General features: G+C 60.8%; 16 protein-coding genes and 2 pseudogenes. 14 read left to right on the top strand and 4 right to left on the bottom strand.

The features are described 5' to 3' along the window. Nucleotides 1–300, top strand: a pseudogene (locus tag CXQ93_RS05990) (3-isopropylmalate dehydratase small subunit); the annotation flags it as partial. A 631-nt stretch (nt 301–931) separates the two neighbouring features. On the opposite strand, the gene CXQ93_RS05995 reads toward CXQ93_RS05990, so the two are convergent. The 3 genes from CXQ93_RS05995 to CXQ93_RS06005 form a co-directional block, all read right to left on the bottom strand. Then, nucleotides 932–1,588: a hypothetical protein gene (locus CXQ93_RS05995; RefSeq protein WP_104109533.1), complete on the bottom strand. Its 657-nt coding sequence runs from the start codon at nt 1,586–1,588 to the stop codon at nt 932–934. A 121-nt stretch (nt 1,589–1,709) separates the two neighbouring features. Further along, a complete protein-coding gene (locus CXQ93_RS06000) occupies nt 1,710–2,588 on the bottom strand; it encodes an AfsA-related hotdog domain-containing protein (protein WP_181036065.1) in 879 nt (292 codons plus the stop codon). A gap of 15 nt (nt 2,589–2,603) precedes the next feature. Further along, nucleotides 2,604–3,197, bottom strand: coding sequence for a TetR/AcrR family transcriptional regulator (locus tag CXQ93_RS06005; RefSeq protein ID WP_104109535.1), 594 nt, complete (start codon nt 3,195–3,197; stop codon nt 2,604–2,606). Nucleotides 3,198–3,266: 69 nt separating this feature from the next. On the opposite strand from CXQ93_RS06005, the gene CXQ93_RS06010 reads away from it, so the two are divergent. From CXQ93_RS06010 to CXQ93_RS06060, 11 genes and pseudogenes are all read left to right on the top strand, one after another. Next, complete coding sequence (locus tag CXQ93_RS06010) at nt 3,267–4,280, top strand: saccharopine dehydrogenase NADP-binding domain-containing protein (RefSeq protein WP_258068629.1); 1,014 nt, start codon at nt 3,267–3,269, stop codon at nt 4,278–4,280. 228 nt (nt 4,281–4,508) lie between these two features. Further along, a pseudogene (locus tag CXQ93_RS06015) lies at nt 4,509–4,808 on the top strand (3-isopropylmalate dehydratase small subunit); the annotation flags it as partial. A gap of 190 nt (nt 4,809–4,998) precedes the next feature. Next, nucleotides 4,999–6,336, top strand: a complete 1,338-nt coding sequence (murA, locus tag CXQ93_RS06020) for a UDP-N-acetylglucosamine 1-carboxyvinyltransferase (RefSeq protein WP_062287443.1) — start codon at nt 4,999–5,001, stop codon at nt 6,334–6,336. A gap of 62 nt (nt 6,337–6,398) precedes the next feature. After that, entirely contained in the window at nt 6,399–7,226 is an 828-nt protein-coding gene (locus CXQ93_RS06025) for a 1-acyl-sn-glycerol-3-phosphate acyltransferase (protein ID WP_104109757.1), read from the top strand. Continuing rightward, nucleotides 7,223–8,260, top strand: coding sequence for an NAD(P)H-dependent glycerol-3-phosphate dehydrogenase (locus CXQ93_RS06030; protein WP_104109537.1), 1,038 nt, complete (start codon nt 7,223–7,225; stop codon nt 8,258–8,260). Before CXQ93_RS06025 ends, CXQ93_RS06030 begins: the two co-directional genes overlap by 4 nt. Nucleotides 8,261–8,263: 3 nt before the next feature. Beyond that, on the top strand, nt 8,264–9,397 hold the full coding sequence (locus tag CXQ93_RS06035) for a D-alanine--D-alanine ligase family protein (protein ID WP_258068630.1): 1,134 nt from the start codon (nt 8,264–8,266) through the stop codon (nt 9,395–9,397). Nucleotides 9,398–9,815: 418 nt separating this feature from the next. Beyond that, nucleotides 9,816–10,496, top strand: coding sequence for a response regulator transcription factor (locus CXQ93_RS06040; protein WP_104109538.1), 681 nt, complete (start codon nt 9,816–9,818; stop codon nt 10,494–10,496). Between the two features lie 37 nt (nt 10,497–10,533). Continuing rightward, nucleotides 10,534–11,775, top strand: a complete 1,242-nt coding sequence (locus CXQ93_RS06045) for a sensor histidine kinase (RefSeq protein WP_104109539.1) — start codon at nt 10,534–10,536, stop codon at nt 11,773–11,775. Beyond that, nucleotides 11,756–12,769 carry a hypothetical protein gene (locus tag CXQ93_RS06050; RefSeq protein WP_146073173.1) on the top strand — a complete coding sequence of 338 codons (1,014 nt, stop codon included), beginning with the start codon at nt 11,756–11,758 and terminating at the stop codon, nt 12,767–12,769. The genes CXQ93_RS06045 and CXQ93_RS06050 overlap by 20 nt, the downstream gene beginning before the upstream one ends. 145 nt (nt 12,770–12,914) lie before the next feature. Next, entirely contained in the window at nt 12,915–14,090 is a 1,176-nt protein-coding gene (locus tag CXQ93_RS06055; protein ID WP_258068631.1) for a class I SAM-dependent methyltransferase, read from the top strand. A 96-nt stretch (nt 14,091–14,186) separates the two neighbouring features. Then, the gene (locus CXQ93_RS06060) at nt 14,187–15,218 is read left to right on the top strand and encodes an LCP family protein (RefSeq protein WP_258068633.1); all 1,032 of its coding nucleotides are present in this window, start codon (nt 14,187–14,189) and stop codon (nt 15,216–15,218) included. Nucleotides 15,219–15,318: 100 nt separating this feature from the next. On the opposite strand, the gene CXQ93_RS06065 is transcribed toward CXQ93_RS06060, so the two are convergent. Next, nucleotides 15,319–15,804 carry a DUF3515 domain-containing protein gene (locus tag CXQ93_RS06065; protein WP_062287460.1) on the bottom strand — a complete coding sequence of 162 codons (486 nt, stop codon included), beginning with the start codon at nt 15,802–15,804 and terminating at the stop codon, nt 15,319–15,321. Between the two features lie 313 nt (nt 15,805–16,117). Between CXQ93_RS06065 and CXQ93_RS20605 the strand changes: the two genes are divergently transcribed. Both CXQ93_RS20605 and CXQ93_RS06070 read left to right on the top strand, forming a co-directional pair. Continuing rightward, nucleotides 16,118–16,261 (top strand): alpha/beta fold hydrolase, encoded by a 144-nt coding sequence (locus CXQ93_RS20605; RefSeq protein ID WP_181036066.1) that lies wholly within the window; start codon nt 16,118–16,120, stop codon nt 16,259–16,261. Continuing rightward, nucleotides 16,258–16,668, top strand: coding sequence for a hypothetical protein (locus CXQ93_RS06070; protein WP_104109541.1), 411 nt, complete (start codon nt 16,258–16,260; stop codon nt 16,666–16,668). The genes CXQ93_RS20605 and CXQ93_RS06070 overlap by 4 nt, the downstream gene beginning before the upstream one ends. Nucleotides 16,669–16,835: the final 167 nt, after the last annotated feature.

Below are 16,835 nucleotides of genomic sequence, written 5' to 3' on the forward strand. Positions count from 1 at the left end.
TTCCGCGGCAACTCGGGCAAGCAGGGTCTGGTGGCCGCTGAGGTTGCCCAGGATGACATTGAGTTGATCTGGAAGGTCTTAGAAAATGCTCCGGGCACCGAGGTGACCGTTGACCTCGTGTCCAAGATGGTCACCGCTGGCACCGTTGTGGCGCCGTTCCAGATTGACGACTACACGCGTTGGCGCCTGCTCGAAGGCCTGGATGACATTGGCCTGACGCTGCGTGACGAGCCGGCCATTACTGCTTTCGAGGCCACGCGCCCGGCCTACAAGCCCTTGACGCTGCCGGTGAAGGTCTAACCCAAGCCTCGTAGCGAAAGTCGGTCCGTCCCAGAGCAGGGGAGGGCCGGCTTTTGGCTTCCCTGAAGCACGACGCCGGGCCCCCGCCTTGCGCTGCTGGCCCGGCTGAAGCGGTGCCCCGCCTTCCGCCAGGTCCATCTCCTGACTCAGCTCCGACGCCGCAGTACCCGTTGTACGCTTCCGAGCAAATTCGTGGGCCACTGTCCCGGAGGCAATTCATGCACGTTGCCGTGCAGGGGACTGCCGCGCTGTCTGTGTTCGGGCTAAGCTCCTGCGCTCCGGCACCGAAGCTGAGCGCCGCCACGCAACTGACCTGCCTAGGCGGAACCATCACGATGGGGAGTGAGAGGGTCTCCGGGCTGCCCTGGAAGCAGATGGTCGAGGGCCCCGGGAGTTCACCAAGACTCAGGCGCCGCGGGCCGGCTGGAAAATTGCCCGCTTGGGTGCTCTTGACCTGTGCGACACCGGCAGGGAGGGTGTTCCCAGAATTGGAACGTACCTGTCCAATGCTTGGATGGACTGCCCTGGAGGTGGGACGCACCGTCTGCGACAAAGTCGGTGGCGCCGTACACAGAGCATGGCCCGCTCATCTGTGATGAGCGGGCCATGGACGAACTGCGAAATTTGAGGCTTACCTCCAGCCCTGCCAGACCAATTCAAGCTGGCCTTCAACGCTGAAGTATCCGACCAAGGCGCCCGTCCCCGACAACGTGCCCCAGTAAGTTCCGCCGGTCGAGTAGAAGCTGATGTTCACTTCAGAGATTCCTGCTCCACCGCCGCTGGAAGTGAAGTTGCAAAAGCCCTTTCTGACTATGCCGATGGGGCTTTCCTCGTCGTGAAAGTCCTTGGACAGGCAGATCTTGTTTGGGTCCACCACAAATGACCCAAACGTCACACAGGTGCCGGTTGCCCACGCCTTCCAACTCGTTCCTGTGCCGCCAAACAAGAAGGACAAAGGCGCTTGGCCGAGAAAAGGAACCCCGCCGCCGATCGCCCACCCGTAGGCGGAACTGACACTGAAGTTGCCCGGGCCAGCGGACCAAGTTTCTGTGGTCGCGGCTGCGGTTGGAGCCAGGAGATTGCTGTTGGCCTGCACCAACTCGCCGTCGGGAACGAGTGTGGCATATTGCCTGATCTGCTCGATCTGTGTGTGGACGGCCTGATCAGCTGCGGACTTAAGTTCCGCTTCGTTCGCTATCGGCTGGCTTGCGTTTGCAGCGAGCGTCTCAAAGTTCGAGACGTCCAAGCTCTGTTGCAAATGCAGCTCTACTTCTTTCGTGCTTGCCATCACTCGCTCCTCTTTGGGTTGGTGACTTATCCTTTACATGCATTACGTAACAGCGTGTAACCAAAGTGTAAGAACAGGAGAGCTCGTTAGGCAATAGGTTAGGACAGTCTTTCTCGGGCTGCTAGGGCGCCGGAGTGAGCTGGCGATGGAACCGGCCGGCTTCGGGCCCAGCTGTGCCCATGATCCGCGGACCGATGCAGCGCCCAAAGGCGATGTTTCGACCGGACTGGGTGATGGTGGTCAGGGTCGCCCCAGACCCGTCGGAGGATGAGGAAATGTGCACGGCATCGTCATATTCGGCGAAGTTTTCGCACCTCAGGCTGAACTCCAGGGCCTGAGATCCGGAGACCAGCAGGTGAGATTGCAGCGCCGCGCGGGCGAACAGCATTCCGGAGAGGTGGTCGCTGACATGGTCGAAAATAAAGCGGTCCCTGAAATTCCATACCAGCTGGGCATTCAATACCCCCGGCATCTGGTTGACACCTGCCAGCACCACCCCCAGTGCGCCGGTGTCTTCTCCAGTCATTGCCGGCGCATTGCGCCGGATGGCCCGGAAGGTCTGGGGTGGCAGGACGGACAAGTCCCCGTGCCCACTTCCCAGGATTACGTTTCCGGAGACGTAGTCGGCTTCCAGCTGCAGGTCGCTGATCTGGCCCTTGCGCATCCTCGAAGCGCACAGGCGCACATGGACCCGTCCGGTGAACTGACCCGGGGATTCGGGCAGCTTGCCCCCATGCCAGTTGAAGGTGAGTTCGTTCATCAAGAATGCCCAGCCCAGGGGAACGCCGCCGCCCCGGTGTGCGAACGCGATGGCGCATTGACGCATCATCTCCACGCCAAGAAGCGTTGCGTCAAGGGGCAGTCGGCCTGCCAGGGGGTGGTCGGGGGAGAGTGCCACGTCGATCCCCAGGGAACCTGCCCCAAGATCTTCTGCGGCAACCAGCAGGACTTGGCTTGCTGACTTTTTATGGACGAGTGTGCTGTCAACTGGGTGCCACATGGAAACCATTTCTCCTTAGGGAAATCGGTAGCCCAACGCCAACAACGTGCTGGCCACCGTTTGGGAAATAAGTGCCTCGTCCAATCCCTGCAGGCCCGGCATCAGGACCCGCAGCAACAGTGGGCCTGTAAGGAGGTCCATGGCCCACTCCAGGTCTGGATTGGGTGGGATCTCCCCCCGGGCTGCGGCCCGGGTGATGATCATGCCCGCCCCGTACCGGCGGGGGGCCAGAAACTCATCTACAAACACCTTGCGCAGGTCAGCGTCGGTGTGAAGGGAGTCCAGGAACCCTGCCAGACAGCTTGCGACCAGCGGGTTCGAGAAAAGCTCGATCTGGTCGCGCTGGACCCATTTAAGGTCCTCCGGAAGGTTACCGGAATCGACGCCGTGATCAAGATCAACGGCGAATCGGTCCAGGAGCAAGGCAAGGACAAGGCGGGGAATGCCGTCAAAGCGCCGGTAGAACGCGGGACGGGTTGTCCCGGCTCGCGTGGCGACTGCCTCGACGGAAAGCGCGCTGAAGCCGCGCTCAAGAATGAGTTCCTCGGCTGCCCGGTGTAGGGCGGCATCCAACTCGGCGTTTCGTGGACGTCCAATTGATGGGAGCATAGTGTTACAGAGTGTAACGGTCAGCGGGCCAGACAGCGGCGCGCAACACAGAAGGGCATTTCCATCCTTTTGGTCTATGGATGCGGGTCCATGGGGACGCGCATCGCGTCCCTTGCCAGCGAGTCCGGATTCGAGACGATCCTTGCTGGGCGCCCGTCACCAAAGCTCGCGACCGCGGCAAAGCGACTCCACCTCAACTGGCGCGCCTCATCCTTGGAGAGCCCGGACGGGCTTGACTCCCTCCTTGAGGGCGTTCAGATCGTCATTAACACGGCTGGCCCCTTCGTTCGAACGGCCGCCGAGCTCATACGAGCCTGTCTCCGAAACGGATGCCACTACCTAGACCTGTCAAACGAACCTGGAACCTTCCTGGGCGCCTGGTCCCTGGACGCCGACGCGCAGCATGCCGGGATAGTGCTTGTCCCGGGGGCAGGATTCGGGACGGCGGTCACACAGGCCCTTGCCGTTCGCGTGCTTGAAGGAATCCATGGGCCGGACACTTTGACAATCGTTCGCACCTCAGCGACCGGGGCAAAGAGCCTGGGGACAGCCATGACCACACGTGAAATCCTGGCCCAACCCGGCGCGGGCATCACGGACGGCCAATGGCGGCTGCAGAGCAACAAGATCGTCTCTTTCGACCTACCAGCCGGCCGGCGCACTGGCGTGCCTGTGGGACTGGGTGACGCCTTTGCAACCGCACGGGCCACGGGCATTCCGCACGTGAGGACCTATGCCACGACGACGATGAACCCCATGTTGGCCCGCCTTGCACTTCCCATCGTCCGCCAAATAATCCGCACGGGCATGCCCGGCCGGTTGCTGGCACCCCGCGCCGGAAGCTATGCCGGCCAGTCAGGCCCAGACGACATACAGGTATGGATTCAGGCCGCCAACCCGCAGGGTGACACGGCAACCGGCTACATCCACGGGGACAGTGGCGGTGAACTGGCCACACGGATAGCCATGCTCGCAGCACTGCAGCTCAGGGGCCCCACAACCCCCGGCGTCATCACCGCCGGTGAACTTGTCGGATCCGAGGCCGTGCTTGACCTGCCCGGCCTCCGGGTCACCAACCTCTGACCCGAATCCGCGAGTAGTGCCCGTTGAAGGTGGAATTCCCATCGAGCCTTGAAAATTGGCGATTTTTGGCCAGCGGGCATGGTGGGGCCCGGGAAATGTTCCCAAGCTGTCGACCATCCGGCATTACGCCCACGCGCTCGAGGCGCTCGTCGTCCACCGAACGGCACTGGACGAAGGCCGGTTGTTCACAGACAACCGGGATGACTGGGACATGGCCGCCAAGGGTCGTTCCGCGGCAACTCGGGCAAGCAGGGTCTGGTGGCCGCTGAGGTTGCCCAGGATGACATTGAGTTGATCTGGAAGGTCTTAGAAAATGCTCCGGGCACCGAGGTGACCGTTGACCTCGTGTCCAAGATGGTCACCGCTGGCACCGTTGTGGCGCCGTTCCAGATTGACGACTACACGCGTTGGCGCCTGCTCGAAGGCCTGGATGACATTGGCCTGACGCTGCGTGACGAGCCGGCCACTAGTGCTTTCGAGGCCACGCGCCCGGCCTACAAGCCCTTGACGCTGCCGGTGAAGGTCTAACCTCCACCCCGCTCAGCACGCACACAGCAATGGTCATCAGCTAGTGAAATTGTCACTGGCGGGTGACCATTTCTGCGTCCACACTCAGGCTGCCCAAACCCGCCCGCGTTTACGGATACGTACAGGGAGAAACTATGCTTGGCTGAGGCCTCCGTGCATTGCGGTTGCCCGGATAGAGGTATAGGTGACAATGAGCAGAATTCTGACGGTCCGAGGCGGTGTTCCGCTCAAGGGACGTGTCCAGGTACGTGGAGCCAAGAACTTGGTCCCCAAGGCCATGGTGGCTGCATTGCTGGGAAATTCCCCGTCAACGCTGCGCAATGTGCCTGAAATCAAGGACGTTGAAGTTGTCACCTCTTTGCTGCAGCTTCACGGAATCACGGTGGAGAAGGATTCGCTCACCGGAGACCTGACCATGGATCCGGCCAATGCCAAGAAGGCATCCAGTGCCGAAATCAACACCCATGCCGGAGATTCCCGTATCCCGATCCTGTTGTGCGGACCCCTGATCCACTCGATCGGACACGCCTTCATTCCGGATCTGGGCGGTTGTAAGATCGGTGACCGTCCCATCGATTACCACCTTGACGTCCTGCGCAAGTTTGGCGCCGTCGTTGAGAAGACAGGCGGCGGCATCTCCATCACCGCGCCCAACGGCCTCAAGGGCACCAAGATTTCCCTCCCGTATCCCAGCGTGGGTGCTACGGAACAGGTACTGCTGTCCGCAACCCGGGCCGAAGGCATCACCGAACTCTCCGGTGCCGCCACTGAGCCGGAAATCATTGACTTGATCGCCATCCTGCAAAAAATGGGTGCCATCATCTCCGTCCAGACGGACCGAACCATCCGGATTGAGGGCGTCACAGAACTCACCGGCTACGATCACACAGCACTGCCGGACCGCAACGAATCAGCCTCCTGGGCCTCGGCGGCACTGGTCACCGGTGGTGACATTTACGTTGAAGGCGCCAGCCAGCGTGACATGATGACGTTCGTGAACACCTTCCGCAAAATTGGCGGTGGCATGGACATTCAGGACGACGGCATCCGCTTCTTCCACAAAGGTGGAGCCCTGAAGCCGCTGGTTCTGGAGACAGACGTTCACCCCGGGTTCATGACTGACTGGCAGCAGCCTCTCGTAGTGGCACTGACGCAGGCCGAGGGCGTCTCAATTGTCCACGAAACCGTGTATGAAAACCGCTTCGGTTTCACCAATGCGCTGACTCGGATGGGCGCTAACATTCAGCTCCACCGCGAGTGCTTGGGCAGCATCCCCTGCCGTTTTGGGCAGCGCAACTTCATTCACTCTGCTGTCATTTCAGGGTCCACTCCGCTGAAGGGCGCCAACATCAACGTCCCCGATCTGCGCGGCGGCTTCAGCCACATGATCGCTGCCCTCGCGGCAGAGGGCACCTCCACCGTGACAGGCATTGACGTCATCAGCCGCGGATACGAGCGCTTTACCGCCAAGTTGCAGGGACTCGGCGCCGACTTCGACGTGCACGATTCCACGAAGTTCGTAGGCTAGAGACCATGACCGCTGATGAGCCTGGCAAGGCACCCCGCAAGCGCCCCTTCAAACCCGCAGGCATGAGCATGGGCACCCGGATGTTCTTCGCGCTGCTCGCGGGGGTTGCCCGGACTCTCATGAACGTGGTTGTTGGCAAGGAATGGCATGGCTTGGAGAAGTTGCCCCGGGATGAGGGCTTCATTGTGGTCCCGAACCACTGCACGGAAATTGACCCGATTGTTGTGGGTCACCTGCTGTACAACCAAAACATCATGCCGTACTTCTTGGCCAAGGATGGGTTGTTCAAGACGCCCGTGCTCGGTGCTGTCCTGCGTGGCGCCAACCAAATTCCCGTGGAGCGCAGCGGTGCCGGTGCTGGCAAGTCCCTGGTTGCCGCGCAGACCGTGCTCGACGGCGGTGGCGCGGTAGTAATCTACCCCGAAGGAACGCTCACCCGCGATCCCGAGTTGTGGCCCATGAAGGGGCGCACCGGCGCTGCCCGGCTCGCCTTGGGCACCGGCGCCAAGGTCATCCCGGTGGTTCATTGGGGTGCTCAAGAGGTGTTTCCGCGGTACGCCAAGGGCTTCAAAATCTTCCCGCGGAAGCGCGTCAAGGTAGTAGTTGGCGACCCTATTGACCTCAGTGAATTTGACGGCCACGCCGCCGACAAAGCCACTCTTGAGGCCATGACAGAGGTCATCATGGCGGCCATCACCGTGATGCTCGAGGAGCTGCGTGGGGCGAAAGCCCCCGCCGTGCGCTGGGATCCAGCCGCTCACCAGCAGTCCAGTCACGGCCGTTTCGTAGAGCGCGGATCTGCCGGTCACGGTGGCCCTGACGCGAGCAGCACGCCTGACGTGAGCAACACGCACGAGGCCGGCACAACAGAAACAGGGGATCTTCAGTGAGTATTGTGGATGGCATTGCGCCGGCCAAGATAGCGGTTTTGGGCGCCGGTAGCTGGGGGACCACGTTCGCTAAGATCCTTGGCGACGCTGCAGCAGGCACCGACCGCAAGATCGTCCTGTGGGGCCGCCGTCAGGAAGTGGTTGATCAGATCAACCAGCTCCACCGCAATCCTCGCTACCTCTCCACCACTGACCTTCCCACTAATATCTCCGCCTCAACGGACGTCCAAGAGGTCCTCAAAGATGCCGAGCTCGTGGTGCTGGCCGTCCCCGCCCAAACCTTGCGTGAGCAGTTGCGCGGCTTGGCCGGGCACATCGCCCGGGATGCCGTCGTGGTTAGTTTGATGAAGGGGCTGGAGCTGGGCACGGACCAGCGCATGTCTCAGGTCATTGAGCAGGAGCTGGGAATCGGTAATGACCGAGTAGTGGTGGTCTCCGGCCCCAACCTGGCCATGGAAATTGCGCGCCAGGAGCCCACGGCATCGGTCGTGGCCTGTGCAGATGAGGACACCGCCAAATGGGTGGCCAACGTCTGCAAGCCGCGGTATTTCCGCCCCTACACTGTCGATGACGTGGTGGGCGTTGAAATTGGCGGCATCGTGAAGAACGTGATCGCGCTATGCGTGGGTATGTGCGAGGGCCAAAAGGTAGGAGATAACACCAAGGCCTCCGTCATCACGCGCGGACTCGCTGAGACCACACGGTTGGCGCTAGCGCTGGGCGGCAAGGCCGAGACCATGGCCGGGCTCGCTGGCCTGGGCGACCTCGTGGCCACCTGCTCGTCATCGCTGAGCCGCAACCACACCGCCGGGCGCATGCTGGGCGAAGGCCTCACCCTGGACGAGGTCAATAACCGCATGACGCAGACAGCCGAGGGCATTAAATCTGGGCGTGCAGTCTCTGACCTCGCCGCCAAAATGGGTGTCGATATGCCCATCACCAACGCGGTTGTGGGCGTCCTTGAAGGTAAACTGACAGTCGATGAACTGGGGCCGCTGCTGCTGGCCCGCCAATTGAAATCCGAAGGCGAATAACGCGTGACTACCGATTCCCCCGCTACTACTGCGCCCATCCGTGTGGCCATCCTCTTTGGCGGGCGCTCCAGCGAGCATGCCGTCAGCTGTGTGACCGCCGCCGGTGTGCTGGGTGCCATTGACAGGACCAAGTACGACGTCGTTCCCATCGGTATCGCAAAATGCGGCCAGTGGGTTTTGGCTGATGAGGACATCGCCGGCTGGTCCCTCACCGCGGGTGCCCTGCCGGAGGTTTTGGCGGGGGATAAGACGCTCTCGCTGGCTCACTTGGGCGGGGGACACCAGCTGGTGCTCTCCGAAGCGGGTGCGATTCCGCAGGAACTGGGCGCCATTGACGTGGTGTTCCCGTTGTTGCACGGCCCGTGGGGCGAAGACGGAACCTTGCAGGGCATGCTGGAACTCAGCGATACCCGCTACGTTGGTGCCGGCGTGCTGGCCTCGGCCATTGGCATGGACAAGCACTTCATGAAGGTGGTTTTTGAAGCGGCCGGGCTGAGTGTTGGACCGTACATCGCCGTGACCGATCGCGAATGGAGCGTTGACCCGGAGAAGGTGCGCGCACGCGTTGCCGCACTGGGCTTCCCCGTCTTTGTGAAGCCGGCCCGCGCTGGATCCTCCATGGGCATCTCCAAGGTGGATTCGCTGGCTGAGCTGGATGCTGCCATTGCGCAGGCCCGCGAACATGACCTGAAGCTGGTCATCGAGGCAGGCATTGTAGGCCGCGAGATTGAGGTTGCCGTGCTCGAAGGCCAGGGGAGTGCAGCGCCCCGCGTCTCTCTGCCCGGTGAGATTGCCATGGCTGATAATGATCATGCGTTCTATGACTTTGAGGCTAAATATGTTCAGGGCAGTGCCGTGAACCTCAGCTGCCCGGCGGATATGCCTGACGCTGACCTTGAACGGGTACGCGAGCTGGCAGCGCTGGCGTTTGACGCCGTCGGTGCCGAAGGCCTCTCCCGCGTGGACTTCTTCTACACCGAGGCAGGGGAGCTGATCATCAACGAGATCAACACCATGCCTGGCTTCACCCCGAGCTCCATGTACCCGCAGATGTGGCAAGCCACTGGCTTGGCGTACCCGGAACTGATTGACGAACTGTTGCAGCTGGCGCTGAACCGCAAAGTAGGCCTGCGCTAGCCCACCCCGCCAACGCTCCCTCAGCGATTGGGGCTTTTTCCCCAACGCTCCCTCAGCGATGGTTGCTTTTCACTCAACGCTCTATCAGCGATGGTGGTTTTTCATCCAATGCTCCCCCGTCCAGCAAGGTGGGGGAGCATTTGTTATTGGCACCGCCCTAGCGGTGGAACCATTTGGTGTCCCTCATGTGGGGGACAAATGCCTCTGCACCACTTAGGAATTGGTGTCATTTGTCTCTTATAGATGACAAAATGCAACAAGCTTAGGTGCTGCTCGATGACGGTTTTTCAAAACCGAATGGCGTAATTTAGCGGACAGGTAGTGGGCGCATCAGTACAAAGTCGTACCCCAGCCTTATGCTTTCCTTAGTAGCTGTACTTTTGGCTAGTAGCTGTACTTAATGGGGAGCAGGGTAGAAATGAGCGGTCTCGCAATTCGGGTTGGCGTTGTCGATGACAATGAAGTGGTGCGGATTGGTTTTTCAGCGGCAGCGGCCATGGATGCTAAGCATGCGCAGACCCCTATCAAGGTCATTGCAGCTGCTGAATCCGTACCCAAGCTCTTGCAGTCCCGCGCCAATATCTTCGATGTAGTGGTCCTGGATTTGTCTTTAGCAGACGGTTCAGAACCAGGGGACAACGTCCGTGCCCTGATAGCTGCCGGCTATCCAGTTCTGGTGTTCAGCGTGGCAGATAATACCGATGCCATCAGATCTGCCCTGGCAGCAGGTGCGTCCGGGATCGCTCGCAAGGGTGATGACATCAGACAGGCCTTGGCAATGGTCCGTTTGGTTGCTGCCGGGGAAACCATTGACAGTCAAGAACTCGCCATTGCCATTTCCTCTGATTCAGGTTTTGTGGCGGCTGAACTCAGTGGCCGGGAACGGGAAACTCTCAAACTTTATGCAACAGGATTTACCGGCGTTCAAATTGCCCGGCGCATGAATGTTTCTGCGAATACTGTTGGCACTAACATCAAGCGCATTCGGGAAAAATATGCGGCCGCTGGACGCTATGCCCCCACCAAATTGGAGCTCTACCACCGGGCGCTGGAAGATGGCATCCTTGCCCCTGATATGCATTTAGAACAGACCCGCTAGGAAGGGCCGCAGTGTCTTCACCTCAGGGAGAATTGTTGTGAGAGCCCAGCTGCAAGACACCAGTCTGCTGCCCAACACCGTGGAAATGACGGAAGTGGTGCTGGCTCGGTCCATTGGCGTGTTTTCGCTGCTATTGGTGGCGTTGGCGTTGCCTGACCTGTTGCAGAATACGGGCGGGCAGCCCCGCCCTGGCTACATCACCTTTGTAGTCATGGTCCCGGTGCTCATTATTGCCGCCATGCTGCCCGTTAAACATGCGGTGATACGGCGCTTTTTTGCCGGCTCGGCAGCATGGCTCATTCTCTTGGGTTTCTTGCTGTGGCACCTGGGTCTGATTGGAAACTCTTTGCACGCGGACGCGAGGCCGTGGTCTTGGGGGATAGCCGGCGCCGGGGTAGGTTTGGCAGCCGTGGCCAGGAACACCTCCATGGCCAGCGTGTACGGTGCGCTCTTCACCATTTTGGTTCTGGTCATTCCGGGTTTGCCGGCGGGTTCTGCCCGCGAATGGCAGGACTCCTGGCAGGACGCCTTGCTGACATTCGCCATGACGGCCGCCATCATCGCCCCCATTTGGGCCCTTCGCCAAGCCGTCCAGGAATCGGAGTGCGCTGCCGTCACTGCCGTGGAGAAATTCTCTGACGCCGCCAAGTCACAGGCCATCACTGTGGAACGGATGCGGTTGGATGCTCTGACCCATGACATTGTGCTGAGCACCTTGATTGTGGCCTCGCAAGCTGTCAATCAGGACGTTGTGGAAGCCTCTCGCCGGGCAGCCACTGCCGCACTCGCTCAGTTGGATGATGTGAGGAACGACGCCGGTCCCTCCCAGGGTGAGCAGGTCGCCGTTGGCGAGTGGTTGGGCAGGTTGGGGGCGGCGGTGTCGATGTATGGAATCACTGTGGATGTCCCGGCACCCGGTACCCCTGGGCGGCAGCGGATTCCGCTGTTGGTGGGCAGAGCCATAGTCCAGGCCACCACAGAGGCAGTTCGCAACAGCCTTGAGCATGCTAACTGTGCCCAGACCGCCGTTAACGTTTCCTTCCCCCATGAGGGCCAGACAGGGCAGGAGGTGGCAGATTCAGTACGGGTTACCATCTCGGACAATGGACCCGGATTTGATCTGGAGACCATCCCGCTGGAACGGATGGGCATCAGGGTCTCCATCGTGGAACGCATGCAGGACGTGCAAGGTAGTGCCACAGTGATTTCCAGTTCAACCGCAGGCACCTTGGTGCTATTGGAATGGGACGGAGGAATCCATGGAACAGCGTCGAACTAGATGGCTGGTGCTGGTGTTTGCCACCTTCATGCCCATCGCCCACGTGATTATGGGATTGGCCAACAGTGATGTGCCTACCTCGCTGTGGCAGTACTTCCTCGCCATGCTGATTTGTTTGGCTTTGGTGGTGCTTTTGTGTTGGGATTCAGGGAAGAATGCCATGCCGCTGTGGGCTGCCTGGTCTGTGGTGGCGGGCGTGCTGCTCATGGACCTATTGGTGAACAGTGTGCTGCCCGCAGGTATTCACCCGGGGTATGCCTCGTGGCAAAATGGGGCCATTCAAATGCTCCTTGTGGCGTTGACCTTCAGAGACAGGATGCGGCTCGCATGGTTGGGGATGGGTTTGTTTGCCGTCGCGGACTTGAGTGCATCGCTTGCGCTGGGGCTTTCGGTCACTGATGCATTGGCACTAGTGTTGACCCCCATTATGTGGATGGTCATCGCCACGGCCGTCCGGTCCGTTTTGGGCCGCAGTAAGAACAATATTGCTGTGTATTCAGCCCAGAGCCAGCTGGCGGCCACCAAGCTGGCCAAGGAACATGCCCACGGTTTGTACCGCAAGCAGTGGTTGTTGGAGCTGGAACAGGCCACCCGTCCGGCGCTGGAAGCCATTGCGGGGCAAGACGCGGGCCAAGGACTGTCGGCATCGGACCGCTTGGACCTGGCCCTGTTGGAGGCAGAGTTGCGGGATCAGATCCGCGGCCGCGCCTTGGTGACCCCGGAAATTCAACAAGCCACCCGGGCCGCCAGGAAACGCGGTGTCAAGGTGGACCTTTTGGATGACAGAAAAACGTCCCTGCCTGACACCATTGCCGCCGATGTTTTCGCGCAGCTGCTGGACATTCTTGGCGCGGCCCAGTCCGGGACTCTGCGCGCCCGGGCGCTGCCTGTGGGCGAGAGCCCCGCCGTCACCATTCTCGCCTTCGATGAATCCGCAGATCAGAATGAAACGTACGTGGAAATCAGTGAGCCCCACCCCGTGCCGGCCACATAGGCGCAGACAAGAAGCAGGCAGTTCCTGAAGGTAGATCAGCGCTCCGGCTGCCTTCCTGCAGGGGATAAACTGGCAGCTGGTCTTGTCCTGCAGCGGAAATCATCATCATGCTTGGCGCAGGCGACATTCTAGGAGCCTTTCCCCCATGAGCACTGAGCCATTGCAGCAGCAGAACATCCTCCGCTGGATGCCCCGCGATGCCCAAGCCCAAGCCCAAGCCCAAGATACTGAACCCACTGAACACACTGCCCTGTGGAGCAGCGCAAGCGGTGCCGCCATGCCCAAAAAGGTGGTGGCTGTAGATGATTCGCTCACCGCCGATGAGGCTTACCGGCTCGCCGCTCAGGGCACGGCCTTGTTGTGGCAGGGCGATTACCACAATGCCCGCCAACTGCTCTCGGCCATGGCTCGCCGCCTCCCCGTCTTTTCAAGGCTCGACGGCGAATCCGTCGCCCAGTCCTTCTACCGCTACCGCCAGGGCCGGACGCAAAGGGCCAAAATGTTGGGACGGGTGTTGGTGCCGCTGGCTCCTGGCCCGTCCGTTCCTTTGCGCCGAGCTCCGGACGTGTCGGAGGCCTGGCTGCTGGCCGCAGGCCCCGTTGAGGAGCCGGCCGTGGCTCCGCTGCAGGACATCCTCGGCGCCGTTGGTGCGTTGGAATGGCGGCGTAACGGCCTGTTTGTCCAGGAACTCGATGCCGTGATCTACCCGCACTATGGCACCTTTGCCCCTGTCCGCAGCGAATATCTTGGGCTCATGGAGGGCTTGGAACTGCCATCCAAGGAACTGGCCTTTGATATTGGTACCGGCACGGGCGTGCTGGCAGCCATCCTGGCCAAGCGCGGCATCAAGCACATCGTGGCAACGGACAGCGAACCGGCTGCCATTGCCTGTGCAAAGGAGAACTTGTCCAATCTGGGGCTGGCGGACACGGTTGAGGCCGTTCAGGTCAATATGTTCCCGGAGGGCAAGGCACCTCTGGTGGTGTGTAATCCGCCGTGGCTGCCCGGCACCGTCAACACCCTCTTGGACAATGCCGTCTATGATCCCAAGAGCCGCATGCTCAAAGCATTCCTGAGCGGCCTGGCCAAGCACCTGGAACCCGGGGGAGAGGGGTGGCTCATCATCTCGGATCTGGCCGAACATCTGGGTCTGCGCTCCCGTGAGGAACTGGCGGGATGGATTGCGGCCGGGGGCCTTGAGGTGCTGGACAAGGTGGATACGCCGGCTCGGCACCCGCGGTCTATGGACCGCTCCGATCCATTCTTTGATGCCAGGAGCCAAGAAGTCACCTCTTTGTGGAAGCTCGGCGTCAAGCCCTAGCTGATCGGTGACCTTCGTCACATAATGGTCCCAGGTACGGTGTGGATGCTGCGGTGTGGGCGGGTCGACGCGGCTGCGCGTGGCAAGATGGCATCCATGATGGATGAAACTCAGACGGACGTGCGTCCGCGCACGCGCCGGAAAACCCGGCGCAACGTTCTCTTTGTCTTCCTTGGAATCTTCTTGGTTGCAGCCATTGTGAGCGGAGCCTACGTTATTAACTTGGCCAATAGCTTCAACGGCCAGACGCAGAAAATCGCCAATGCCTTCCCCGAAGAGTCCACCCGCCCTACCAAGGAGGGTGCGGCGGCGAAAGCGCAAAACATCCTGGTCTTGGGAAGCGATAGCCGCGGGGATTCCGTGGACATGGCCAATGAAGGTGCGGCTTCTGATCAGCGCTCCGACACCATGATGTGGGTCCATATCCCGGGCGATCGCAAAAACATTGTCATGATGTCCATCATGCGTGACACCTGGGTGGATATTCCCGGACATGGTCAGGCCAAGATTAACGCCGCCATGGCCTTTGGTGGTGTTCCGCTGGTGGTGCAAACCCTTGAGGGTATGTTCAACGCCCGGCTGGACCACGTTGCCATTGTCGATTTTGAGGGCTTCAAAGCCATCACCGATGCTCTCGGCGGGGTGGAGGTCAATGTTCCCATCGCCTTCACCTCATCGGGCAGCGAGGGGTTCACATTTGCGGCCGGCCCTCAGCGCATGAACGGCGATCAGGCGCTGGCATTTGTTCGTGAGCGCTATGCCTTCAGTGACGGCGACTACCAGCGCGTGCGTAACCAGCAGCTGTTCTTGAAATCGGTCATGAACACCGCACTGACGCCGGCCACCCTGACCAACCCCGCCAAGATCAGCGATTTGGTGAGCCAGGTATCTCCCTATGTCTCCGTCGACGAGGGCCTGGACGCGGCCGCCATGGCCAGCCTGGGTGTGAGCCTGCGCGATGTCCGCGGCTCCAACGTCCTGTCCTTCACGCTCCCCAACTTGGGGACGGGGACCAGCGCCGATGGCCAGTCCATTGTGATCAAGGACGACGCCGCCATCTCGGGTGTTGCTGATGCCCTCGGCTCAGACTCACTCGCCTTGTACATGGAAAAGAACGGGCTGGGGTAATTGCTGTAGTTCCGCAATAGCGCCAAAAAAGTAGGGTCGGGCCATCAGGCCCGACCCTACTTTTTATCCGGGGCCTGTTCGCAGTGCCCGGAGCTGGCTGTTATTTGGTGGCGGTGGGTACGTCGCCGATCCCGATGCACCCGCCGGTGGAGGGAATCTTTGCTGCGGCCGCTGAGATTTGGGTGAGAGCCGTGTCAGAGGGAATCTTGTTTTGTTCAAGAATTAGTTCAGTGGCGGGCTTGCGCCCGTACGTGGTGAATGTCCAGGATGTGCCGTTTTCCTTGATGACCCAGTCCACGCCATTGACGGTCACGCATCGATCAGTGGTAGGTCCGGGTGCCTGAACGCCACAGCGCAACAGCGCTACCGCCGGATCTCCCCAGGCCGCGGTTGCTTGGCTGGAGGTGCTGCGGCGCTTGGTGTCTGCCAGGGAATCGGGCAGCGCAACCATCATGGGCGCGCAGGCCGGATTGTTGGCATCGGCTGCCTCATTGATGGTTACTACAGGTGAGCAGGCTGTCAGGATGAGCAGTGCGACGGCGGCAAAAGGCGCAGCGGTCCGCCAGGAGCGGGAAATCAGAGGCATGTCACCAGCTTATCCGTTCAAGCTGGGAGGATCCGTGCCATGGCTCTCGTGGGCAGTCCTTCATCCTGCCCCGCTGGTAGGTGCTTGCCGGTGCCCGGGGGTGTCATCATTCGTTTGCGTGGACAACGCGCTGGGGACGTTGGATTCCACCGGTCTTGCCTCACAAATCTTGGAAAGACGGTGGGATCCCATGACATACCTGAGTATAAACGGGGAAGAACTGTATTCGGAAGTGGCTGGTGCGGGAGATCCCGTGCTGTTGCTCCATGGCGGTTTCTGTTCCCTGGAGTAGCTGCATGGACAGTCCGATGCGTTGGCGGAGGATTGCCAGGTCTGCGCCTTTGAGCGGTCCGGCCATGGGCGTTCGGCTGACATTGACGCCGACTACAGCTACGCCCGCGGCATTGCCGACACCCTCGCCTTTCCTGAGGCCCAGGGCCTGGATCGGTGCATGTGATTGGCTATAGTGACGGCGCGATCATTGGCCTCATGCTGGCCATGGAGCATCCTGAGAGGGGCGCTCTCTGGTGGCCATCAGCGCCAACCTTGATCCCGCAGTCTTCATCCCCGCAGCCGGCAACGGCCCCAGACTTGGCTCCCCGCCGTCGTCCGCCAATGCGCTCCGCGCAGCAGCCTAAGGGGGAAAAGAAGGCGGATCTGGAGGGGATGCTCTATGGGCAGCTCTCGCCGGATGGCGCCGGACATGCCGACACGGTCCTGGCTAAACTCATGCGGGTGTGGACCAGCGAGCCGCCCGGCGGGCAGCCACAAGCCTTCTTCCTCCGACAAGGTAAAGATTCGGTCGCCAACGCCCGTGGTCAGGGTTCCGCCGCGCGCCCACACCAGCTCGTGGAGGGGATATGAGTGTGGCTCCCACTCGAGCGGGGTTTGGGGTGTTTCCCATTCAGCAAAAATGATAAAAGAGTCACGCATGTTTGGTGGCAGGCTCTGTCCGCGGCGAACAGCCGTGCTTGGTTCGCGACGCCACGCCCCGTGCCCGGCATCGGTGAGCGGCGGAAGAGGCATTCGAG

This window comes from Arthrobacter sp. N199823 (genome assembly GCF_002929705.1).
Classification (GTDB): domain Bacteria; phylum Actinomycetota; class Actinomycetes; order Actinomycetales; family Micrococcaceae; genus Specibacter.